Source organism: Streptomyces sp. bgisy100 (assembly GCF_057709105.1).
The window spans coordinates 1-22,010 of the sequence record NZ_JBYITE010000020.1; the positions used below are offsets into that span (position 1 = coordinate 1).

The 22,010-nt window shown below is 73.7% G+C and carries 16 protein-coding genes; 12 read left to right on the forward strand and 4 right to left on the reverse strand.

The window, feature by feature from the left end; translation table 11 throughout:
* Window positions 1-19 precede the first annotated feature (19 nt).
* Window positions 20-1,303: a DUF1015 domain-containing protein gene (locus AC3EQ1_RS15735; protein WP_432094931.1), complete on the reverse strand. Its 1,284-nt coding sequence runs from the start codon at window positions 1,301-1,303 to the stop codon at window positions 20-22.
* Between the two features lie 71 nt (window positions 1,304-1,374).
* On the opposite strand from AC3EQ1_RS15735, the gene AC3EQ1_RS15740 reads away from it, so the two are divergent.
* Window positions 1,375-2,406, forward strand: a complete 1,032-nt coding sequence (locus AC3EQ1_RS15740) for an HAD-IIA family hydrolase (protein WP_432095004.1) — start codon at window positions 1,375-1,377, stop codon at window positions 2,404-2,406.
* Between the two features lie 171 nt (window positions 2,407-2,577).
* Here AC3EQ1_RS15740 and AC3EQ1_RS15745 read toward each other — a convergent pair whose 3' ends face one another.
* The gene (locus AC3EQ1_RS15745; RefSeq protein WP_432094932.1) at window positions 2,578-2,925 is read right to left on the reverse strand and encodes a sterol-binding protein; all 348 of its coding nucleotides are present in this window, start codon (window positions 2,923-2,925) and stop codon (window positions 2,578-2,580) included.
* A 66-nt stretch (window positions 2,926-2,991) separates the two neighbouring features.
* Here AC3EQ1_RS15745 and AC3EQ1_RS15750 point away from each other — a divergent pair, with 66 nt between their 5' ends.
* From AC3EQ1_RS15750 to AC3EQ1_RS15775, 6 genes are all read left to right on the forward strand, one after another.
* Complete coding sequence (locus tag AC3EQ1_RS15750) at window positions 2,992-3,255, forward strand: hypothetical protein (protein WP_432094933.1); 264 nt, start codon at window positions 2,992-2,994, stop codon at window positions 3,253-3,255.
* A 172-nt stretch (window positions 3,256-3,427) separates the two neighbouring features.
* The gene (locus tag AC3EQ1_RS15755; protein ID WP_432094934.1) at window positions 3,428-4,234 is read left to right on the forward strand and encodes a TlyA family RNA methyltransferase; all 807 of its coding nucleotides are present in this window, start codon (window positions 3,428-3,430) and stop codon (window positions 4,232-4,234) included.
* Window positions 4,231-5,130 carry an NAD kinase gene (locus AC3EQ1_RS15760; RefSeq protein WP_432094935.1) on the forward strand — a complete coding sequence of 300 codons (900 nt, stop codon included), beginning with the start codon at window positions 4,231-4,233 and terminating at the stop codon, window positions 5,128-5,130. The genes AC3EQ1_RS15755 and AC3EQ1_RS15760 overlap by 4 nt, the downstream gene beginning before the upstream one ends.
* Before the next feature lie 412 nt (window positions 5,131-5,542).
* Entirely contained in the window at window positions 5,543-7,261 is a 1,719-nt protein-coding gene (recN, locus tag AC3EQ1_RS15765) for a DNA repair protein RecN (protein WP_432095005.1), read from the forward strand.
* Between the two features lie 325 nt (window positions 7,262-7,586).
* Complete coding sequence (locus AC3EQ1_RS15770) at window positions 7,587-8,480, forward strand: hypothetical protein (RefSeq protein WP_432094936.1); 894 nt, start codon at window positions 7,587-7,589, stop codon at window positions 8,478-8,480.
* A gap of 198 nt (window positions 8,481-8,678) precedes the next feature.
* Window positions 8,679-9,803 carry a glycosyltransferase family 4 protein gene (locus AC3EQ1_RS15775; protein WP_432094937.1) on the forward strand — a complete coding sequence of 375 codons (1,125 nt, stop codon included), beginning with the start codon at window positions 8,679-8,681 and terminating at the stop codon, window positions 9,801-9,803.
* A 360-nt stretch (window positions 9,804-10,163) separates the two neighbouring features.
* On the opposite strand, the gene AC3EQ1_RS15780 is transcribed toward AC3EQ1_RS15775, so the two are convergent.
* Window positions 10,164-11,783 (reverse strand): PucR family transcriptional regulator, encoded by a 1,620-nt coding sequence (locus AC3EQ1_RS15780; RefSeq protein ID WP_432094938.1) that lies wholly within the window; start codon window positions 11,781-11,783, stop codon window positions 10,164-10,166.
* A 381-nt stretch (window positions 11,784-12,164) separates the two neighbouring features.
* On the reverse strand, window positions 12,165-13,973 hold the full coding sequence (locus tag AC3EQ1_RS15785) for a glycoside hydrolase family 15 protein (RefSeq protein ID WP_388849202.1): 1,809 nt from the start codon (window positions 13,971-13,973) through the stop codon (window positions 12,165-12,167).
* Between the two features lie 425 nt (window positions 13,974-14,398).
* On the opposite strand from AC3EQ1_RS15785, the gene pyrG reads away from it, so the two are divergent.
* The 5 genes from pyrG (at window position 14,399) to AC3EQ1_RS15810 (ending at window position 21,988) form a co-directional block, all read left to right on the forward strand.
* Entirely contained in the window at window positions 14,399-16,066 is a 1,668-nt protein-coding gene (gene pyrG / locus AC3EQ1_RS15790; protein ID WP_432095006.1) for a CTP synthase, read from the forward strand.
* 78 nt (window positions 16,067-16,144) lie between these two features.
* On the forward strand, window positions 16,145-16,798 hold the full coding sequence (locus tag AC3EQ1_RS15795; protein WP_432094939.1) for an NUDIX domain-containing protein: 654 nt from the start codon (window positions 16,145-16,147) through the stop codon (window positions 16,796-16,798).
* A gap of 353 nt (window positions 16,799-17,151) precedes the next feature.
* On the forward strand, window positions 17,152-19,233 hold the full coding sequence (locus tag AC3EQ1_RS15800) for a tetratricopeptide repeat protein (protein WP_432094940.1): 2,082 nt from the start codon (window positions 17,152-17,154) through the stop codon (window positions 19,231-19,233).
* A gap of 131 nt (window positions 19,234-19,364) precedes the next feature.
* Window positions 19,365-20,480 carry an alanine dehydrogenase gene (gene ald, locus AC3EQ1_RS15805; protein WP_432095007.1) on the forward strand — a complete coding sequence of 372 codons (1,116 nt, stop codon included), beginning with the start codon at window positions 19,365-19,367 and terminating at the stop codon, window positions 20,478-20,480.
* 389 nt (window positions 20,481-20,869) lie between these two features.
* The gene (locus AC3EQ1_RS15810; protein WP_432094941.1) at window positions 20,870-21,988 is read left to right on the forward strand and encodes a ParA family protein; all 1,119 of its coding nucleotides are present in this window, start codon (window positions 20,870-20,872) and stop codon (window positions 21,986-21,988) included.
* The last annotated feature ends 22 nt before the right edge of the window (window positions 21,989-22,010 follow it).

A 22,010-nucleotide genomic window follows, 5' to 3' on the forward strand; every position in this document is an offset into this window, starting at 1 on the left:
CGCTGCTGACGCGTTCCGATCAGCCCAGTTCGAGGCTGCGCAGCACCAGTCCCGTGGCCGGCTTGGGGCCGAACGACGTCGACTTCCGGGGCATCGTGACGCCCTGCTGGGCCAGCTCCCGGACGACGTCCTCCTGCACCGGGTGCATGAGCACGGCCGTGCCCCCGTGCCGTTCCGCCTGCTCGACCGCGGCCGACGCGTCGTGGATGTACCCGATGTGCTCCGGACCGTCCGGTATCTGCCAGATCCGCTCCAGCAGGACGGAGTGCAGAACGGTCGCGTCCAGCGTGCGCCACGCCTGCGGGCGGCCGGTCGGGACGGTGGTGTCCAGCAGCTCCGGATCCGGCCGGTCGACCAGGTGGAAACCCGCCCCGCCCGCGAGGAGAAAGGCGTTGCCGCCCGCTTCCGAGGCGGCTGCCAGCTCGTCGAGGGCCTGGGGGAGGGGGCCCGCCACCGTCCGGACCCGGAACGCGTCCCCGAGGGCCGCGACGGCGTCCTGCACCGGCAGCTTGTGCAGCAGCCGGTGGATGGCCCTCACACGCAGCGGATAGCGGGCGGTGTCCACCAGGAGCACCAGGCCGGAATCCCAGGGGCCGGGCACCGTCCGCTCGTCCCGCAGCCGCAGATACGTCGCCCAGCGGTGGTGGCCGTCGGCGATCAGGGCCTGGTGGCGGGCGAGACCCCGGTCGATCTCGGCGAGCTCCGCGGGATCGGTCACCGACCACAGACGATGGCTGAAACCGTCCTCCGTGGTGGTGGCGAGCAGCGGCTCCCGCCGGACCGTGCGCTCGATGACGGCGGCCGCCCCGTCCACGTCGCCGTTGCTGCGGTAGGAGAGGAGCAGCGGCTCCAGATGGGCCGCCGTCTCGCGCATCAGCGCGGCCCGGTCCTCGACGATGTCCGGCATCACGTCCTCGTGCGGCAGGACGACGCCGTCCTCGGGCGGGCTGAGCCGGAGGGTACCGATCAGGCCGCGCTGCAGCAGTCCGGCGTTGTCGCGCTGCTCGTAGACGTACAGCGCCGGTTCCGGGTCCGCCCGCAGGACGCCCTCCGCCAGCCAGCGGTGCAGGGTGTCCGCGGCCTGCCGGTGCCGGGCGGCCGGGGAGTCGGACTGCGGCAGGATCAGCCGGACGATGTTGTGCGGGTCCGCGGTCTCGAGGTGGCGCAGGCCGTCCGGCCGGACCACGACGTCGTACGGCGGTGAGGTCACCGCTGCGAGGCTGCCGACCCGTTCGGGGACATAGCGCAGACCTCGGAAGGGCGACAGCCGCAAGCCGTCGCGTGCGTGCCCAGGTGTGGTCATTGATGCATGTTATGCGTCCGTGCACGATGCGGGATGATCGGGGGATGGCAGCGAGCGAGGAACGAGACACCATGGCACGGCACGCCCCCGTCCGGACCCGGACCGAGGCCTCCGGACGGCCGCTGAGCGAGGCGTACGACACGGCGCTGCTCGATCTGGACGGTGTGGTCTACGCCGGGGGCGCCGCGATCGGTCACGCGGTCGACTCCCTGGCGGCGGCGCGGTCCGGCGGCATGCACCTGGCCTACGTGACCAACAACGCCTCCCGCACGCCGGAGGCCGTCGCCGAGCATCTGACGCGGCTGGGCGTGCCCGCCGGCACCGGTGACGTGATCACCTCGGCCCAGGCCGTGGCACGGCTGATCGCCGATCAGCTGCCCGCGGGCGCCCGGGTGCTGACCATCGGCGGGGAGGGGCTCCGGGTGGCGCTGCGCGAGCGGGGTCTGGAGCCGGTGGACTCGCTGGAGGACGAGCCGCGGGCCGTGGTCCAGGGCTTCGACCCGTCGCTGGGGTGGCAGCAGATCGCCGAGGCCGCGTACGCGGTGGCGCGCGGCCTGCCCTGGTTCGCTTCGAACACCGACCTCACCATCCCCACCGCCCGCGGCACCGCGCCCGGCAACGGTGCCCTGGTGGAGGCGGTACGGATCGCCACCGGCAAGCGGCCGCAGGTCGCGGGCAAGCCGCTGCCGCCGATGCACCGCGAGACGGTGCTGCGGACGGGCGCCGAGCGTCCGCTGGTGGTCGGCGACCGGCTCGACACCGACATCGAGGGCGCGTACGCGGGTGGGGTGGACTCGCTGCTGGTTCTCACCGGGGTGACGGACGCGGCCCACCTGGTGGCCGCGCCCCCGCGGCACCGGCCGACCTATGTGGCCGCCGACCTGCGGGGGCTGCTGACGCCGCAGCCCGAGGTGGCGGCGGGGGCGGACGGCTTCCGGTGCGGCGGCTGGACCGCGTCCGTACGGGACGGCGCCGCCGAGCTCGACGGGGACGGCGAGGGGGTCGACGGTCTGCGGGCGCTGTGCGCCGCGGTGTGGACCGAGGCCGGGGACGGCGAGACCGCCGTGGACACCGAGAAGGCCCTGGCCCGGCTGGGGCTCTGACCCCGGGCGGGGCGGCCGGTACGGTTCGGCGCTTTCCCGTGCCGTGCCGGGCGCGTCAGGTGGGTGACCTGTCCGGCGCGCGGGGGGTGACGGGCACTCCGGTTGCGGCGTCGCCCGTGACCGCTTCGGACGGGGGCCGGCGCGCCCCGTCCGCCGGCGCGCCCGGACGGACTACAGCAGGGAGCGCAGGCGCAGCAGGTCGCGCAGCCCCGCCTCGAACCTGATCCGGCCGCTGCCCCACGCCTTGGCGAAGTTCAGCCGGCCGTCCACCAGGGCCACCAGATCGTCACTCGCCATGGCGAGCCGGATCTGCGCACGCTCCGGCGGCGGGCCCGGCACCGTGGTCACTTCCTGGATGCGGCTCTGCGCGAGCCGCCCCAGAAAGGTGATGTCCAGGTCGGTGATCCGGCAGCTCAGCGAGCGGTCCAGGGCAGCGGCGCTGCGCAGGTCGCCGTCGGCGCGGCCGAGATTCTCCGACAGCCGGTCGAGTGCGCTGCGGCACTCCTCGAGGGTGCTCATCGTGGACGACGGTACCCCAGGGCCTCGTTCTCCGAAGAAGGACCGGTTCGGGGTAGCGTCGGGGTCATGACTGAGCCGATGCCCGGCACGGAGCCGGGACCGGAGGACGAGCCGCTGCCGCTCGGTGTCAGCCGTACCCCCACGGGCCGTGCCGAGGTCGACGCGCAGCTGGAGCGCCTGGCCGATGTCGACCACCTCCCGGCGGACGGCCACATCGCGGTGTACGAGGATGTGCACCGGGAGCTGCGCTCCGCGCTCACCTCGCTCGACACCGGGCCGGGGGAGCCGCGGCCCGCGCAGCAGCCGGGAGACCGTCCGCCCGGCCGCTGAGCCGTGAACCCGGCCGTCGGCCGGTCCGGCCGGCGACCGGGCCCCTCGCTGTGCGCCGGCCCACCCCGGAGGCACGGCGGCCCGGGTGTCCCCGTGGATCCATCGATGTGAATGCAGCCCGTTCCCTGCGGTTCCCCCGCTCGGAACACCGCTCGGAAGGAGCGAACCGGACGTGGCACGACGCCGACTCGACGCGGAGCTGGTGCGCCGCAAGCTGGCCCGCTCGCGGGAGCACGCGAGCCAGCTGATCGCCGCGGGCCGGGTGACCGTCGGCGGGACCACCGCGACCAAGGCGGCCACACAGGTGGAGACCAGCGCGGCCGTCGTCGTGACCGAGGACGACGGCGACCCGGACTACGTGTCGCGCGGCGGGCACAAGCTCGCCGGGGCGCTGGCCGCCTTCACGCCGAACGGGCTGAAGGTCGACGGCCGCCGGGCCCTCGACGCCGGCGCCTCGACCGGTGGCTTCACCGATGTGCTGCTGCGGAGCGGCGCCCGGCAGGTCGTCGCCGTCGACGTCGGCTACGGCCAGCTCGCCTGGTCGTTGCAGAGTGATGAACGGGTGACGGTCAAGGACCGTACGAACGTACGTGAATTGGAACTGGAACACATCGACGGCGAGCCCGTCGACCTGGTCGTCGGCGACCTCTCCTTTATCCCGCTCGGCCTGGTGCTGCCCGCACTCGTCCGCTGCGCCGCACCCGATGCGGACCTCGTGCTGATGGTCAAGCCGCAGTTCGAGGTGGGGAAGGAGCGACTCGGCAGCGGCGGAGTCGTCCGGAGCCCCGAACTGCGTGCCGAAGCCGTGCGCACCGTGGCCGGTCGCGCCGCTGACCTGGGCCTCGGTGTCCTGGGCGTCACCGCGAGCCCGCTGCCGGGACCGTCCGGCAATGTCGAATACTTTCTTTGGCTGCGCGCCGGGGCTCCCGCACTGGATCCGGCCGACGTCGAACGTGCAGTGGCGGAGGGGCCGCATTGACCACGACAGATCGCACCGTCTTCCTGCTCGCCCACACCGGCCGGCCGGCCGCCGTGCGGAGCGCGGAACTGGTGGTTCAGGGCCTGCTGCGCTGCGGCATCGGTGTGCGGGTCCTCGCGGAGGAGGCGGCGGACCTGCCGCTGCCTTCCCAAGTGGAGCTGGTGGAGGCGTCGGAGGACGTCCTGAGGGGCTGTGAGCTCCTGGTGGTGCTGGGCGGCGACGGAACGCTGCTGCGGGGCGCCGAGTTCGCGCGCGCCTCGGGAGTGCCGCTGCTCGGGGTGAACCTCGGCCGGGTCGGCTTCCTCGCGGAGGCCGAGCGGGACGATCTCGACAAGGTGGTGGACCGGGTCGTCACCCGCCACTACGAGGTCGAGGAGCGCATGACCATCGATGTGCTCGTCCGCAACAACGGGCAGATCGTGCACCGTGACTGGGCGCTGAACGAGGCGTCGGTGGAGAAGGCCGCGCGCGAGCGGGTGATCGAGGTCGTCACCGAGGTCGACAACCGTCCGGTGTCGCGCTTCGGCGGTGACGGCGTCGTCTGCGCCACGCCAACCGGCTCCACCGCCTACGCCTTCTCGGCGGGCGGCCCGGTGGTGTGGCCGGAGGTCGAGGCCCTGCTCATGGTCCCGATCAGCGCCCACGCGCTGTTCGCCAAGCCGCTGCTCACCGCGCCCGACTCGGTGCTCGCGGTCGAGGTGCAGCCGCAGACCCCGCACGGGGTGCTGTGGTGCGACGGGCGGCGCACCGTCGAACTCCCCGCGGGAGCCCGGGTGGAGGTGCGGCGCGGCGCGGTGCCCGTACGGCTCGCCCGGCTGCACCACGCGTCGTTCACGGACCGGCTGGTCGCCAAGTTCGCGCTGCCGGTGGCCGGCTGGCGGGGCGCGCCGCAGTGACGGCCGCGGAGCGGCTCCCCGGGTGACGGCCGGGGGCCGGCTCCGGACGGGACGGCCGCGGGTGTCCGGGGTCGCGGGGACCGGGGAGCCGACCGGTCGGCGTTCGAGCGGCGGTTCTCAGCGGCGCTGGTCCGGAGGGGGATTCTTCGGAGGGGCTTCTTCGACGGGGCGGGTACCGGTGACCTTCGGGGCGCTTCGGGCGCTTCCCGGACATCCGGCCCTCCCGCACCATCACCCGGAAGAGGGGCCGGCCGTGCCGGCCTCGGGCCGGCCGCTTTCCCCGGGAGAGGGCCGGCGGGCGCTCCCGGGCACGTCAGAGGGGTGGTGGAGGCGGGCATCCCCGAGGTGACACGGGGGAGCACGTCGCGCGGCCCCGGCGGAACCTCGTAAGGTCGTGTCCGTGTTGGAGGAGATGCGGATACGGTCGCTCGGGGTCATCGACGACGCCGTCGTCGAGCTGTCACCCGGCTTCACGGCGGTGACCGGTGAGACCGGCGCGGGCAAGACCATGGTCGTCACCAGTCTCGGTCTGCTGCTCGGCGGCCGTGCCGACGCCGCCCTCGTGCGGATCGGTGCCAAGTCGGCGGTGGTCGAGGGACGCATCCAGGTGCCCCCCGACGCCCCGGCAGCGGTGCGCGCCGGGGAAGCGGGCGCCGAGCTGGACGACGGCGCGTTGCTCATCAGCCGGACCGTCTCGGCCGAGGGACGCTCCCGGGCGCATCTGGGCGGGCGGTCCGTACCGGTGGGGCTGCTCGGCGAGCTCGCCGACGACCTCGTCGCGGTGCACGGCCAGACCGACCAGCAGGGGCTGCTGCGCCCCGCGCGGCAGCGGCAGGCCCTCGACCGGTACGCCGGTGCCGCGGTCTCCGCGCCCCTGGACAAGTACACCGCTGCCCACCGGCGGCTGCGCGCGGTGGCGGTCCAGCTCGACGAGCTGACCACCCGCGCCCGCGAGCGCGCCCAGGAGGCCGATCTGCTGCGCTTCGGGCTGGAGGAGATCGCCGCCGCGGAACCCCAGCCCGGTGAGGACACCGACCTGGCGGCCGAGGCCGAGCGGCTCGGCCACGCCGAGGCCCTGGCCTCCGCCGCGACCGCGGGCCACCGCGCACTCGCCGGCGACCCGGAGGACCCGGAGGGCGTGGACGCCGCGACCCTGGTCGCGGGCGCGCACCGGGCCCTGGAGGCCGTACGGGCGCACGACCCGGCGCTGGCCGGACTGTCCGACCGGATCGGCGAGATCGGCATCCTGCTCGGCGATGTGGCGGGCGAGCTGGCCGGATACGCCGACGATCTCGACGCCGATCCGCTGCGGCTGGCCGCGGTGGAGGAGCGGCGCGCCGTTCTCACCCAGCTGACCCGGAAGTACGGGGAGGACATCGGGGCCGTGCTGGCCTGGTCCGAGCAGAGCGCCGCCCGGCTCGCGGAGCTGGACGGCGACGACGACCGGATCGGCGAACTGACGGCCGAGCACGACGCGCTGCGGGCCGAACTCGCCGGACTGGCACAGGGCCTGACCGACGCCCGCACGGAGGCGGCGCAGCGATTCGCCGATGCGGTCACCGCGGAGCTGGCCGAACTCGCCATGCCGCACGCCCGGGTGACCATCGACATCCGGCAGACCGAGGACCCGGAGGGGATCGAGGTCGGCGGCCGGACGGTGGCCTTCGGGCCGGCCGGTGCCGACGACGTCGAGCTGCTGCTCGCGCCGCACCCCGGTGCCCAGCCCCGGCCCATCGCCAAGGGCGCCTCGGGCGGTGAGCTGTCCCGGGTGATGCTCGCGGTGGAGGTCGTCTTCGCGGGCTCCGCCCCGGTGCCGACCTATCTCTTCGACGAGGTCGACGCAGGCGTGGGCGGCAAGGCGGCGGTGGAGGTCGGCCGGCGCCTCGCCCGGCTCGCCAAGTCCGCCCAGGTCGTGGTGGTCACTCACCTGCCGCAGGTCGCGGCCTTCGCCGACCGGCACCTGGTGGTGGAGAAGACCAACGACGGCTCGGTGACGCGCAGCGGCGTGCAGGCCATGGAGGGCGAGGACCGGGTGCGCGAGCTGTCCCGGATGCTCGCCGGCCAGGAGGACTCGCAGCTGGCCCGCGCTCACGCGGAGGAGCTCCTGGAGGCGGCGCGAGCCGGGCTGTGAGCCGGTCCTGAACGTGGCCGGGCCGGGCCCCGAGGTGTCCGTGCGCAACGGCGTGCCCGGCCGCCGGGTTGTTCCGCGCGGTCGGCGTGGACGACGGCGGGCGGGGGCCGTCGGTCCTCGCCCGGCGGTGCCCGCCGTTGCGTCCACGCCGACCTTCGGCCGTCGCCCTGTGCCTCTCCCGGTCGACCCTTGCCTTCGGTCCTCGTCCCGCGCCTCTCCTCGTCGGCCCCTCCTGGTCGGCCTCTGCGCAGGGGACCGCCGCGCCGAACCTCGCAGCCCAACGCGTAGGGTGACGGGCGATTCGGCAGCGAGGGGAGCACACGCGATGGCGCAGCGGGGCAGCGGAGAAGGGCGGGTGGCCGCTCTGTTCGCCGCGGTGGGGGCCGCCCGGGTGGCGCAGGCGGGGCTACGGCGCAAGCCGCCGGGCGAGGCCGCGCTCTGGGAGCGGCGCAACCACTCCGGCCGTGTCGTCGACCTCTACGCCGGCCCGGCCGTGACGGTGGGCACCGTGCTGGCCGCGGTGACCGCGTCGGCGCTGCCGGGCCGCGCCCGGGGCGCCGCCGCGCTCGCCGTCCTCGGGGCGGGGGCCTGCGGCCTGTACGACGACATGGTGGGCCGGGGCGACCGCCGCCGTGGTTTCCGGGCCCATCTCACCGCCCTCAAGGAGGGCGAGATCACCACGGGCAGCGTGAAGCTCTTCGGCATCGGGGCGGCCGGGCTGGCCGCCGGTGCGCTGCTCAAGGAGCGCGCCGCCGACAAGCTGCTCGCCGGTGTCGTCATCGCGGGCACCGCCCATCTGGTCAACCTGCTGGACGTGCGGCCCGGCCGGGCCGCGAAGGCCGTGCTGGCCGCGGGGGCGCCGGGGCTGCTGTGCGGGGGCGCGGCCGGAGTGCTGTCGGCGGCACCGCTGGGCGCCGGGGCCGCCGTCCTCGGGGACGATCTCGGCGAGCGGACCATGCTCGGGGACGCGGGCGCGCACGCCCTCGGCGCCGGGCTCGGACTGGCCGTTGCCGCGGGCGCCGGCCGGACCGGACTGGTGGTGCGCGCTGCCGCCGTGGTCGCCGCGGCCGTGGCCGGTGATGTGGTGGGCAGCGGTTCGGCCTGGCGCGAGCACGCCGTGCTGCGCGCCTGGGACGCTCTCGGCCGCCGTCGGGAGACGGCCGCCGCGTTCTCCCGCGGCGCCACCCCGGTACGGCCGACGGGCGCACCCCGCGGATAGACGCACCCCTCGGATAGAGGCACCCCTCGGATAGGACAGGCGTCCGTCACTCGATCGGGTGAGGGTGGCCGGGTGTGGGCAGCCACGGACACCGAAAGTGCCGAACATCGGTGCCTTGCCGTCCCGTCGGACTGGCATCCTGGGGCGCGCAGTTGTCGCCCCACCGTCCCCCGGCCCCTATCCAGGAGCTCCACCCGCGTGAGCAGCACACCGGCCCCACCGCCCGGGAAGTCGCCGTTGCACGCCGTCCAGGTGCTGGGGCGCGGCAGCTCGGGCAACGGCGCGCATGTGCGCTCGCTGACCGCCGGGTTGGTCGCGCGCGGTGTCCGCGTGACGGTGTGCGCCCCGCGCGCCGCCGAGCGGGCCTACGACTTCACCGGCGCCGGTGCCCAGTTCGGGCCCGTGGCGGCCCGCACCGACCCCGCTACGGTCGCCGTGCTGCGGGCCGTCTGCGGGCAGGCCGACGTCGTGCACGCGCACGGGCTGCGGGCCGCGGTGCGCGCCGCCCTGGCGCTCGGCGGCCGCCGCACCCCGCTCGTCGTCACCTGGCACACCCGGGGATCGGCCGAGGGGGCTCGCGCCCAGGTGGTACGGCTGATGGAACGCCGGGCGGTGCGGGCCGCGGCGGTCGTCCTCGGCACCTCGTCGGGCCTGGTCGACCGGGCCCGACGGCGGGGAGCGCGCGACGCCCGGCTCACCCCTGTCTCCGCGCCTCGGTCCCGCGTGCCCGATGCGGGCGGCGCGGACGCCGAGCTGCGGCGCAACAAGGCGCGTGCCGAACTCGGGGCGGTGGACCGTCCGGTGCTGCTCGCCGTCGGCCGGCTCGAACCCCGGCAGGGTCACTCGCTGTTGCTCGACGCCGCTCGCGGCTGGCGCGATCTCGATCCCCAGCCGCTGGTGGTACTGGCGGGGGAGGGGCCCGAACGCCCCTTGCTCCAGCGGCGGATCGACGCCGAGAGCCTGCCGGTACGGCTGCTGGGCCGCCATGACGACGTACCGGAGCTGCTGGCCGCGGCCGATGTCGCGGTGCTGCCGAGCCGCTGGGAGGCGCGCGCCGTGCTCGCGCAGGAAGCGCTGCGCGCCGGAGTGCCGTTGGTGGCGACGGCGGTCGGTGGCATCCCGGAACTGGTGGGGGACGCCGCGGAACTGGTCCCCTACGGCGACGCGGAGACGCTGTCGGCGACCGTCGCCCGGCTGCTCGCCGACCCCGGGCGCCGCGCCCGGCTCTCGGCGGCCGGCCGGGCCCAGGCCGGCACCTGGCCGACCGAGGACGAGACTGTGGCCCAAGTCCTCAGCGTGTACGACGAACTCGCGGGGCGGTGACCGGGGTGCCGTCTCCGGGACGCGCCGGGAGATGAACGGTCGGCATCGCGAACGCGTGGGGAGAGGAACGGTCGGCCCGTCCCGAAGTCGTCGGAGCAAGACGGGTCGGCCTGTCCTGAAGTCGTCGGAGCAAGACCGGTCGGCCCTCCCCAACCGGTCGGCGCAGGAGCAGTGGTGAGTCCGGACGGGCGGAACGCGGCACTCCGGTGCCCGTCGGTCCGCCCGGCTTGCGCCCCGAGGCAGGCATCAGGCCCGGGGCAGGCCCGGGTCGGGGGCAGAGGCTCGGGCCTGCAGTTCGGGCCTGCAGCTCGGGCCTGCAGTCCGGGCCCACAGCTCGGGGCCGAGGATCGGGGCAGGGGCTCACGTCGTATGGCGGCGGGCCTGGAGCGCCAGGTTCAGTGCGAGCACGGCCTGCGGATCGTCCAGGTTCGTGGCCAGCAGCTGGGAGATCCGGGCCAGCCGGTCGTACAGCGTCTGCCGGTTGAGGTGCAGCTCGCGGGCGGTCTCCGCCTTGCGGCCCGCGTGCGCGAGATAGGCCTCCAGCGTCGGCAGCAGCGGGGGCCGGGCCGTACGGTCGTGGACCAGCAGGGGGCCGATGGCCCGGTCCACGAACGCGGCGAGATCGGGGTGCTCCCGCAGCCGCCACAACAGCAGGTCGATGTCCAGCCGGCGAGCGTCGTACCAGGGGCGGGACGGCAGGCCCTGGGCGGCGGTCGCGGCCTCCGCGGCGTGCCGCAGGCCGGGGCCCGCACCCGTCCAGTCCCCGGCGACGCCCACGACCACCGCGGGCGACTGGACTCCGGCCCGCTCCAGTCCGGCCCGTTCGACCCCGGCCCGCAGCGCCGCCGCGACCCGGTCGGCGGCGGCCGACCGCTCCGACTCCGAGCGCAGCCCCAGCAGCAGCGGAACCCGGCCCTCCACCGGTCGCACGCCCATCAGCACCGGCAGCCCGACCGTCGTCAGCTCCTCCTGCACCGCCCGCACCAGGACCGCCCAGTCACCGGGCGGGATCAGCTCGGCGGGCAGCCGCATCACCACGGGGAGCAGCAGTCCGTCGGCCGGGCGGAAACCCAGGACCCGGGCCCGGGCGTGGGCGTCCTCGGCGGCGATCCGCCCCTCGGCGAGGTCGGTCAGGAAGTCGCCCCGGCCGCGGGCCGCCAGCTCCTCCTCCTGCCGGGCCTGCATCAGCACGACCGCCAGCAGCCCGGCGGTGCGCTCCGCGGCGATCCGGTGCACTGGCGCCAACGGGCCCTCCACCGGCAGGATCACCAGCCGGGCCCGTACGGAACCGGGCCCCGCACCGCCGCCCGGGATGTCCACGGTCACGCCGCCCGCGGGCGGCTCCCCGGCCCGGGAGGCACGCTTGGCGCGCAGCCCGTCCCACACCTCCACCGGTTCCGCGGCCCCGCCCTGCCCGGCGGCGTAGAGCAGTTGGCCCTCCGGGGTCTCCAGGAAGACCGGGTTGCCGGTGAAGCCGGCCAGCAGCCGCAGCACCTCCGGTGCCCCGCCGCCGCGCAACAGCAGGTCGGTGCAGCGCCGGTGGACCTCCTCCGCGCTGCGCAGCAGGGCGTAGTGGCCGTTGACGATCTCGGTGTGGATCTCCTCGGTCACCGTCACGAACGGCACCCGGCGGTGCAGCTGCACCAGCGGCAGATCGCAGGACCGGGCCGCCTCCAGCAGTGCTCCGGGCAGCTCCGTGAAGCTGCCGCCCAGCTCCACGACGAGCGCCGCGATGCCCCGGTCGGCGAGGGTGCGGACGAATCCGCGCTGGTCGGCGGGGCGGGTCCCCAGCCCCAGGCCGGTGGTGAGCAGCAGCTCCCCGCCCTTGAGGAGGGAGGCGATGTCGGGCACCTCGCCCGCGTGCACCCACCGGACCGGCCGGTCCAGCTGCTCCTCGGAGGCGACGACCTCGGGGAGCCCGCGCCGGAGGGCGGGCAGCTCGAGAGCGCGCCGCACGGTGATCCCGGCCTGCGCTTCCATGAGGCGGACGCTACCCGGGGCGGGGATGACGTGCACATCCCGGGCCGACGGGCGCCCGTCGGCCCGAGGCGCCGGTGCTCCGGGGCGGCCGGTTCGCCCCCTTGACGGCGATCGTCCCCAACCTGGCGGCTGTCCCGCTCCCGGACGGCAACGGCCCCTGGCTCCCGGACGGCAACTGCTGCCGGCTCCCGGACGGCAACCCCCCCCCGGCTCCCGGGCGGGAAGCAGCACCCCGCCCCCACGGCATCGGCACCCGCCGCGGGAGGCAGCAGCATGCCGCCCACGACGACGGCGGCTCCCCGCGGCCGATGCCGCGAGGAGCCGCCGTCAGCATGCCCGTCAGCCCGGACATGGGCCGTCGGCCCGTGCATTCCCGGGCCGTCAGCCCCCGTACGCACCCGAAGCGGTCAGCCGCAGCGCGGTGTCGATCAGCGGGACATGGCTGAACGCCTGCGGGAAGTTGCCCACCTGCCGCTGCCGGACCGGGTCCCACTCCTCCGCGAGCAGTCCCAGGTCGTTGCGGAGCGACAGCAGCTTCTCGAACAGCTTCCGGGCCTCGTCCACCCGGCCGATCATCGCCAGGTCGTCCGCCAGCCAGAACGAGCAGGCCAGGAAGGCGCCTTCGTCCCCCTCCAGCCCGTCGACGCCCGGAGTCTCCCCCTGCGTCGGGTAGCGCATCACGAAGCCGTCCTCGGTGCCCAGCTCCCGCTGGATCGCCTCGATCGTGCCGATGACCCGCTTGTCGTCCGGCGGCAGGAAGCCCATCTGCGGAATGAGCAGCAGCGAGGCGTCCAGCTCCTTCGACCCGTAGTACTGGGTGAAGGTGTTGCGCTCCTTGTCGTAGCCCTTTTCGCAGACGGTGCGGTGGATCTCGTCGCGCAGCTCGCGCCACCGCTCCAGCGGACCGTCCACATCGCCGGACTCGATCAGCTTCACCGTGCGGTCCACCGCCACCCAGGCCATGACCTTGGAGTGGACGAAGTGCCGGCGCGGCCCGCGGACCTCCCAGATGCCCTCGTCCGGCTCGTTCCAGTGGTCCTCCAGGTACCGGATGAGCTTCAGCTGGAGCAGCGAGGCGTAGTCGTTGCGCGCCAGACCCGTCATGTGCGCCAGGTGCAGCGCCTCGGTGACCTCGCCGTAGACGTCGAGCTGGAGCTGGCCCGCCGCGCCGTTGCCGACCCGGACCGGCTGCGAGTTCTCGTATCCCGGCAGCCAGGACAGCTCCGTCTCGCCCAGCTCCCGCTCGCCCGCGATCCCGTACATGATCTGGAGGTTCTCCGGGTCGCCAGCGACGGCGCGGAGCAGCCACTCACGCCAGGCGCGGGCCTCCTCGCGGTAGCCGGTGCGCAGCAGCGACGACAGGGTGATCGCCGCGTCCCGCAGCCAGGTGAACCGGTAGTCCCAGTTCCGTGAGCCGCCGATGTCCTCCGGCAGCGAGGTGGTCGGCGCCGCCACGATCCCGCCGGTCGGCCCGTAGGTCAGCGCCTTCAGGGTGATCAGTGAGCGGACCACGGCGTCCCGGTACGGGCCGTGGTACGTGCACTGCGCCACCCACTCCTGCCAGAACTCCTCGGTCGCCTCCAGGGACGCCTCCGGCTCGGGCAGCGGCGGCGGCTCCCTGTGCGAGGCCTGCCAGCTGATCGTGAAGGCCATCCGCTCACCCGGCGAGATGGTGAAGTCCGAGTAGGTGGTGAGCTCCTCGCCGTGCGTCTCGGCGGCCGTGTCGTACCAGACCGAGTCCGGTCCGGCGACGGCGACGGTGCGCCCGTCCACCCGGTGCACCCACGGCACCACCCAGCCGTAGGAGAAGCGCATCCGCAGCGCCGACTGCATCGGCACGCGCCCGCTGACCCCCTCCACGATCCGGATCAGCTGAGGGGCGCCCTCCCGGGGCGGCATGAAATCGATCACTCGCACCGTGCCGCGCGGGGTGTCCCACTCCGATTCGAGCACCAGCGAATCACCGCGGTAGCGCCGGCGGTCCGCGGCCGGCGGCTCGGTGCCGTCCGGATACGCGGGGCCCAGCCGCCAGAACCCGTGCTCATCCGTGCCGAGGAGCCCGGCGAAGATGGAATGGGAGTCGAACCGGGGGAGGCACAGCCAGTCGGCCGTGCCGTCCCGGCATACCAGGGCGGCGGTCTGCGTATCGCCGATGAGTGCGTAATCCTCGATGCGCCCGGCCACGTGCATCTCCAGTCGAACGGCCTCGTTCGCCCCTCAGGGCGTCTTGCGGTCAAGGGAACATGTGACGAGCTCTGTTCCGGGAGGCGGGGCGGGGTCGTGCCGTGCCGGTGCTCGCTGATGTGTCCGAGCAGGATACGACGCACCGCACCGATCCGTGTGGCCGTCCGGGCAAGGCGTCCGGGCCGTACGGGTGACCAGCGGCTCCGTGCCCGCCGACGAGCCCGGTGAGCGGCCCGCACGAAAGAGGTCCACGCATGGCCGGAAGCAGCCTCCTGCTGTCGCTGATACCCTGGTAGCCCGTGGACCGGTGGGCCTCACCAGAGGTGACGGCACCCCCGAACCGCAGCGACGGCACCCCCTCCGAAACTCTTCGTACAGGGTAGGGGCCGGCCCGCACCTCACTACGCGACCACGGGAGCCCCCTCTTGGCACTGCCGCCCAAATCCATGACGACCAAGCACCTCTTCGTCACCGGGGGTGTCGCCTCCTCGCTCGGCAAGGGGCTCACGGCCTCCAGCCTGGGTGCGCTGCTGAAGGCGCGGGGCCTGCGGGTCACGATGCAGAAGCTCGACCCGTACCTCAATGTCGATCCTGGCACGATGAACCCGTTCCAGCACGGCGAGGTCTTCGTCACCAACGACGGTGCCGAGACGGACCTCGACATCGGCCACTACGAGCGCTTCCTCGACGTGGACCTCGACGGATCGGCCAACGTCACCACCGGCCAGGTCTACTCCTCCGTCATCGCCAAGGAGCGGCGCGGCGAGTACCTGGGCGACACCGTGCAGGTCATCCCGCACATCACCAACGAGATCAAGCACCGCATCCGCCGGCTGGCCACCGAGGACGTCGACGTCGTCATCACCGAGGTCGGCGGCACGGTCGGCGACATCGAGTCGCTGCCCTTCCTGGAGGCCGTCCGCCAGGTCCGCCACGAGGTCGGCCGGGACAACGTCTTCTTCGTGCACGTCTCGCTGCTCCCGTACATCGGCCCCTCCGGCGAGCTGAAGACCAAGCCCACCCAGCACTCGGTGGCGGCCCTGCGCAACATCGGTATTCAGCCGGATGCGATCGTGCTCCGCGCCGACCGTGAGGTTCCGCAGTCCATCAAGCGCAAGATCTCGCTGATGTGCGACGTCGACGAGGCCGCCGTGGTCGCCGCGATCGACGCCAAGTCGATCTACGACATTCCCAAGGTGCTGCACGCCGAGGGCCTGGACGCCTACGTCGTGCGCCGGATCGACCTCCCGTTCCGCGACGTCGACTGGACCCAGTGGGACGACCTGCTGCGCCGTGTCCACCAGCCCGACCACGAGGTCACCGTCGCCCTGGTCGGCAAGTACATCGACCTCCCCGACGCCTACCTCTCGGTCACCGAGGCGCTGCGCGCGGGCGGCTTCGCCAACAACGCCCGAGTGAAGATCAAGTGGGTCACCTCCGACGACTGCCGGACCCCGGCGGGCGCCCGGGAGCAGCTCGGTGACGTCGACGCGATCTGCATCCCCGGCGGCTTCGGCGAGCGCGGGGTGGACGGCAAGGTGTCGGCCATCACCTACGCCCGGGAGAACAGGATCCCGCTGCTGGGCCTCTGCCTCGGCCTGCAGTGCGTCGTCGTCGAGGCGGCGCGCAACATCGCCGGCATCGAGGACGCCAACTCCACCGAGTTCGACCCGGCCACCGCCCACCCGGTGATCTCCACCATGGCCGAGCAGCTGGACATCGTCGCCGGTGAGGGCGACCTCGGCGGCACCATGCGGCTCGGCATGTACCCGGCGAAGCTGGCCGAGGGCTCCATCGTCCGCGAGGTCTACGGCGACCAGCCGTACGTGGAGGAGCGCCACCGCCACCGGTACGAGGTCAACAATTCCTACCGCGCCGAGCTGGAGAAGACCGGCCTGCTCTTCTCCGGCACCTCCCCGGACAACAAGCTGGTGGAGTACGTCGAGTACCCGCGCGAGACGCACCCCTACCTGGTCGCCACCCAGGCGCACCCGGAGCTCCGCTCCCGCCCGACCCGCCCGCACCCGCTCTTCGCGGGCCTGGCGAAGGCGGCCGTCGAGCGGCAGCAGGGTGCGCTGAAGAAGAGCTCCAAGGGCTGACCGATACGGTGGTGGCCGGGGTCCGGGCGTCGCAGAGACCCGGGCCCCGGCATCATCGTTGCGGAGGTCGATCCACCCATGGGCGAGCACACCGAGCGCCTGCACGACATCGCCGCGGAGTGGCCGGTCACGGAGACCGCCACCCCCTTCACCGGCAACAAGACCAGCGTCCGGACGGACCGTGTGGTCATGCCGGACGGCAGTACGGTCACCCGTGACTACCAGGTCCACCCCGGCTCCGTGGCGGTCCTCGCGCTCGACGAGGACAACCGGGTGGTCGTCCTCCGTCAGTACCGCCACCCGGTGCGCCACAAGCTGTGGGAGATCCCGGCCGGACTGCTGGACGTGCCCGGCGAGAACCCGCTGCACGGCGCCCAGCGCGAGCTGTACGAAGAGGTCCACATCAAGGCCGAGGACTGGCGGGTCCTCACGGACGTCTACACCACGCCCGGCGGCTGCGACGAGGCCGTCCGGATCTTCCTCGCCCGCGGTCTCACCGACGCCGAGGGCGAGCGCTTCGAGGTCTCCGAGGAGGAGGCCGACATGGAGATCGACCGGGTGCCGCTGCCGGAGCTGGTGCGCGGCGTCCTCGCCGGTGAGCTGCACAACAACTGCCTGGTGGTCGGCGTTCTGTCGCTCACCGCGGCGCTCGCGGGGGACGGCGTCGAGGCGCTGCGCCCGGCGGAGGCCCCGTGGCCGGCCCGGCCCTTCGACGCCTCGGCCGGCGCCTGACGCCTCGCGTTCCGGCCCGGACCGGAGCTCCGCGGGACGGCCGGGCCCCGTCGCGCCCCGGCCCGTCCGCGCGGTGCCCCGCGCATTCCTGAACACCACCTGCTGCCGGCCCCGCATCCCGCGGGGCCGGCCGTCGTCGGGGGAGCCGCAGCCGTTGGGGCAGCGGCCCCGGACGTGAGGTGCACCACATCGTGCGGATGATCCGATGCGGTGATTTTCGGCCAGTGGGCCTGTCGCGCTCCGTGCGGACGTCCGTGCCGGGTGAACTACGCTCGGGGAGTTCCCGCCCGCACCCGGGGCGGGCTGCGCAGGCCGGGGTCTCCCCGCCGACGGCAGGGGAAGGGAGCACGCCCGTGACGGATCAGGCGGTGGACACCGGCGGGCGCGCGAGAACGGCCGCCCCGGCCCGCACCACCACCGCGAACACCACCGGCACCGGCTTCCTCGGACGCGCCCGCGAACTGAAGTCCCTGCGCGACGACATCGCCCGGACCGGGCTGGACACCCTCTCCGGACGCAAGGGCGCGCGGGCCCGGGTGCTGCTCGTCGCGGGCCGCCCCGGTTCCGGACGGACCGCGCTCGCCGAGGAGTTCGCCCGGCGCGCGGCTCCGGAGTACCCCGACGGCGTGCTGCGCGCCCGGTTCACCACGCCGGACGGGCGGCCGGTGCCCCTCGGCCGCGTCGCCCGCGACCTGCTCGGGGCGCTGGACGTGAGCGCCGCCCCCGGAGCGCCGGACGACGAGCTGACCGAGGCGCTGCGCAGCGCCCTCGCCGGCCGCGCGGCGCTGCTCCTCCTCGACGACGTCCGACAGCCGGAGGAACTCCTCGAACTGATCCCGGACGCTCCGGACTGCCTGGTGCTGGCCACCTCGGAGGGGCCGCTCACCGGAGTCCCCGACGTCCGGCCCTGCACCCTGGGCGGACTCGACCCGCACAGCGGGGTCGCACTCCTCGGCCGGTACACCGGCCCGGTGCGGATCACCGTCGATCCGCGCTCCGCCGACGCCCTGGTCGAGGAGTGCGCGGGGCAGCCGGCGGCGCTGATGCTCGTGGGCGGCTGGCTCGCCGCCCGGCCCCGCACCTCGGTCGCCGACGCGATCCAGCGGCTGCGCGACCTCCCGCCGGCATCCGCCGTGCCGGCCGGCCCCGGGACCTGGCCGCTGGCGCGGGCCTTCCAGCTGGTCCACGCCTCCCTGCCGCCGTCCGCCGCCCGGCTGCTGCGCCTGCTGGCGCTCGCCCCCGCCGGCGTCGTCGACGCGCACATCGCCTCGGCCCTGGCCGGGAGTTCACCGTCCGCCGCGCAGGCCGCGCTGGAGGGCTTCGCCGCCCACGGGCTCCTGCGGCCGCCCGAGGACAGCGGCCCCCTGCCGCCGCGGTACCGGGTGCCGGGCGCTCTCGCCCCGCTGCTGCGGGCCGCGCTCGGTACGGAGGAGAAGCCGGCCGAGATCCAGCTGGCGCGGGCCCGGATGCTGGAGCGGACCGTACGCCAGCTGCAGTCCTGCCGGGCGGTGACCGAACCGGCCGGCTCACCCGCCCGGAAGCGGCTGGCGGCGCTGCCGCGGGAGCTGCGCTTCCCGTCGCCCGCCGTGGCCGGGGAATGGCTCGACTCCCGGTTCCCGGCCCTGCTGGCCGCCGCCGAGTCGGCCGCGGCGGACGGCGAATTCCTCACCCAGGCGCGGCGGTTGGTCTCCGCCCTGTCCCGGGCCCTGATCGCCCACCGGGGCGAGCGGGGCGCCGCTCCCGACCTCTATCCCCTGCACCGGCTCGTGCTGGCCGTGGCCGAGCGGCGGGAGTCGCGGCCGGAACAGGCGGCGGCGCTGCTCAACCTGGCCGACCTCGACACGGCCGCGGGCCGGTCCCGGGACGCCCTGGACCGCTACCGCGGCGCTCTGGAGGCGGCCCGCGCGGCGGGTGACCCGCTGCTCACCGTCCGCGCCCTGGAGTCGCTGGCCGGGACGTACGAGGCGCTGGGGGACTGGACGCGGGCCGCGGACTGGTACGGGCGGGCGCTCGCGCTGTGGCTCTCCCGCGGCGACCTGGCCGAGGAGGCGCGGCTCTACGGGCGGCTCGCAGCCGTGCACGGCCACGCCGGCCGCTGGGGCGAGGCGCTGCGCCAGTGGCGGGCCGCCGCGGCGGTGCACCGCAGGCTGCACGACGCGCGGGGCCATGCCCGGGCCCTCGGCGAGATGGCCCGGGTGCAGGAGTGCGCGGGGCGGCCGGAGGAGGCCCTGCGCACCTGCGAGGAGGCGCTGACCTGGGCGCGGCGCGCCGGGGACGAGCGGCTCCAGGCGGCCCTGCTGCTGCGGGCGGCCGGCACCCTCGAAGGGCTCGGTGACCCGGCCGCCGCCCGGCTGCAACGGGACGCGGCCGATCGGTTGCTAAGCGATACCGCCGGTACCGCCTACGAAATCCGTGGCGGTTCCACGCGAGATTGATGCTTTGAAAGGCTAGACAGCGAGACATCCTTCAATAGACTGGTTGCGCCGCCACAGGAGCGGTGCCATCCGGTATGCAGTCGCATGCTGGGGTTTGTACCTGATCCCCTCATTCAAGGACCGTGATCGACGTGAAGGTCGGCATCCCCCGCGAGGTCAAGAACAACGAGTTCCGCGTGGCCATCACCCCGGCCGGCGTGCTCGAGCTCGTCCGTAACGGCCACCAGGTCTTCGTGGAGCAGGGCGCCGGCCTTGGCTCCTCCATCCCGGACGAGGAGTACGTCGCCGCAGGCGCGGGCATCCTGCCCACCGCCGACGAGGTCTGGGCCACGGCCGACCTGCTGCTGAAGGTCAAGGAGCCGATCGCCGAGGAGTACCACCGGCTCCGCAAGGACCAGACGCTCTTCACCTACCTGCACCTCGCCGCCTCCCGCGAGTGCACCGACGCGCTGCTCGAGTCCGGCACCACCGCGATCGCCTACGAGACGGTCGAGACCGCCACCCGCGCGCTGCCGCTGCTCGCCCCGATGTCCGAGGTCGCGGGCCGCATCGCCCCGCAGGTCGGCGCCTACCACCTGATGCGCTTCGCCGGCGGCCGCGGTGTCCTGCCGGGCGGTGTCCCCGGCGTGCACTCCGGCCGTGCCGTCGTCATCGGCGGCGGTGTCTCCGGCTGGAACGCAGCGCAGATCGCCATCGGCATGGGCTTCCACGTCACGCTGCTCGACAAGGACATCAACAAGCTGCGTGAGGCCGACAAGATCTTCGGCACGAAGATCCAGACCATCGTCTCCAACGCCTACGAGCTGGAGCGGGCGGTCGTCGACGCCGACCTCGTCATCGGCGCGGTGCTCATCCCGGGCGCCAAGGCCCCGAAGCTGGTCACCAACGAGCTCGTGTCGCGGATGAAGCCCGGAAGTGTTCTTGTCGACATTGCGATCGACCAGGGCGGCTGCTTCGAGGACTCGCGTCCCACCACGCACGCCGAGCCGACCTTCCAGGTCCACAACTCGGTCTTCTACTGCGTCGCCAACATGCCGGGCGCGGTGCCGAACACCTCCACCCACGCGCTGACCAACGCCACGCTGCCGTACATCGTCGAGCTGGCGAACCGCGGCTGGCAGGAGGCGCTGCGCCGGGACGCCGCGCTGGCCAAGGGCCTCAACACCCATGACGGACAGGTCGTTTACGGCCCCGTCGCCGAGGCGCACGCGCTGCCGTCCGTCGAGCTGAGCACGCTGCTCGGCTGAGTCGCCACCCGGCGGCGTCAAGGGACGCCGTCAACATCGCCAATACCGCGTGTCGGGCCGGACCTTGTCGCTCAAGGTCCGGCCGGACGCGTTCGGCATGCCCGAAAACGTCTGTCAACTCGCCTCGAACGTAACCCTTTAACCGATTCGCACAGTCGGAAAAGTTCGGGGAGAGGTCCATACGCCCTTGACATCGGGGGGTTCGGATGCCGACACATGACGCCGGGTCCGGTGGATTGTGTTGCTGTGAACCATCGACACGCCATAGAGTCGCCAACCGTCGGCATGGTGTCACGCTGACCTATCGATAAATTTTCCTGGTCACATCCAAGGAGGTAAGACGACTTGTGAATGAGTCGACATTTACTCCCGGGGGTGGTCAGCCAGGAATGGCTGCGCGTGGCCAGGGTCCCTCGGGGCTCGAGGCTGTCGGCTCCGTCGCTGTCCACACCTTCGCAGCCCGCCAGAGCACGACAGCCCACCAGAGCATGGACGGCCATCACGTGAACGCCATGGCCGGCGACCAGGGCGGAACAGACCCCGCCACACGTCTCGCCGACTACGACGACCTGCCCGAGGGGCACTTCTACGACCCCGACGCGGAGTACGAGCCCGACCCGGAGTACGCGGCGACGCTCGCCCCGGACGCTGCCCGGCAGCGCCGGGAGCGCATCGGCCCGACGGGCCGCCCCCTGCCGTACTTCCCGATCCCGGGCCCGCTGAACGACCACGGCCCTGCCAAGATCATCGCGATGTGCAACCAGAAGGGCGGGGTCGGCAAGACGACCTCGACCATCAATCTGGGCGCCGCGCTCGCGGAGTACGGCCGCCGGGTGCTGCTCGTCGACTTCGACCCCCAGGGTGCACTCTCCGTGGGGCTCGGAGTCAACCCGATGGAGCTGGACCTGACGGTCTACAACCTGCTCATGGAGCGGGGCATGTCGGCCGACGACGTCCTCCTCAAGACGGCCGTCCCCAACATGGACCTGCTGCCCAGCAATATCGATTTGTCAGCGGCCGAGGTGCAGTTGGTCAGCGAGGTGGCCCGCGAGTCCACCCTCCAGCGGGCGTTGAAGCCGCTGCTGGCCGACTACGACTTCATCGTGATCGACTGTCAGCCCTCGCTGGGTCTGCTCACCGTCAACGCGCTCACCGCGGCGCACAAGGTGATCGTGCCCCTGGAGTGCGAGTTCTTCGCGCTCCGCGGTGTGGCGCTGCTGACCGAGACGATCGAGAAGGTCCAGGAGCGGCTCAACCCCGAGCTGGAGCTCGACGGCATCCTCGCCACCATGTACGACTCCCGTACGGTGCACAGCCGTGAGGTCCTGGCGCGGGTGGTCGAGGCGTTCGACGACCACGTCTACCACACGGTGATCGGCCGGACCGTCCGCTTCCCCGAGACCACGGTCGCGGGCGAGCCCATCACCACGTACGCCTCCAACTCCGTGGGCGCCGCCGCATATCGCCAGCTCGCCAGGGAGGTGCTCGCCCGGTGCCACGCCGAGTGAGTCTTCCGGGGGCCGACGAACT

Excerpts from the sequence above, each read along its gene's own strand:
- AC3EQ1_RS15780 (WP_432094938.1), bottom strand. The coding sequence starts at position 11,783 with ATGGAAGCGCAGGCCGGGATCACCGTGCGGCGCGCTCTCGAGCTGCCC.
- AC3EQ1_RS15770 (WP_432094936.1), top strand. The coding sequence starts at position 7,587 with ATGGCGCAGCGGGGCAGCGGAGAAGGGCGGGTGGCCGCTCTGTTCGCC.
- AC3EQ1_RS15745 (WP_432094932.1), bottom strand. The coding sequence starts at position 2,925 with ATGAGCACCCTCGAGGAGTGCCGCAGCGCACTCGACCGGCTGTCGGAG.
- AC3EQ1_RS15795 (WP_432094939.1), top strand. The coding sequence starts at position 16,145 with ATGGGCGAGCACACCGAGCGCCTGCACGACATCGCCGCGGAGTGGCCG.
- recN (WP_432095005.1), top strand. The coding sequence starts at position 5,543 with ATGCGGATACGGTCGCTCGGGGTCATCGACGACGCCGTCGTCGAGCTG.
- AC3EQ1_RS15785 (WP_388849202.1), bottom strand. The coding sequence starts at position 13,973 with ATGCACGTGGCCGGGCGCATCGAGGATTACGCACTCATCGGCGATACG.
- AC3EQ1_RS15735 (WP_432094931.1), bottom strand. The coding sequence starts at position 1,303 with ATGACCACACCTGGGCACGCACGCGACGGCTTGCGGCTGTCGCCCTTC.
- AC3EQ1_RS15750 (WP_432094933.1), top strand. The coding sequence starts at position 2,992 with ATGACTGAGCCGATGCCCGGCACGGAGCCGGGACCGGAGGACGAGCCG.
- AC3EQ1_RS15810 (WP_432094941.1), top strand. The coding sequence starts at position 20,870 with ATGGCTGCGCGTGGCCAGGGTCCCTCGGGGCTCGAGGCTGTCGGCTCC.
- AC3EQ1_RS15740 (WP_432095004.1), top strand. The coding sequence starts at position 1,375 with ATGGCACGGCACGCCCCCGTCCGGACCCGGACCGAGGCCTCCGGACGG.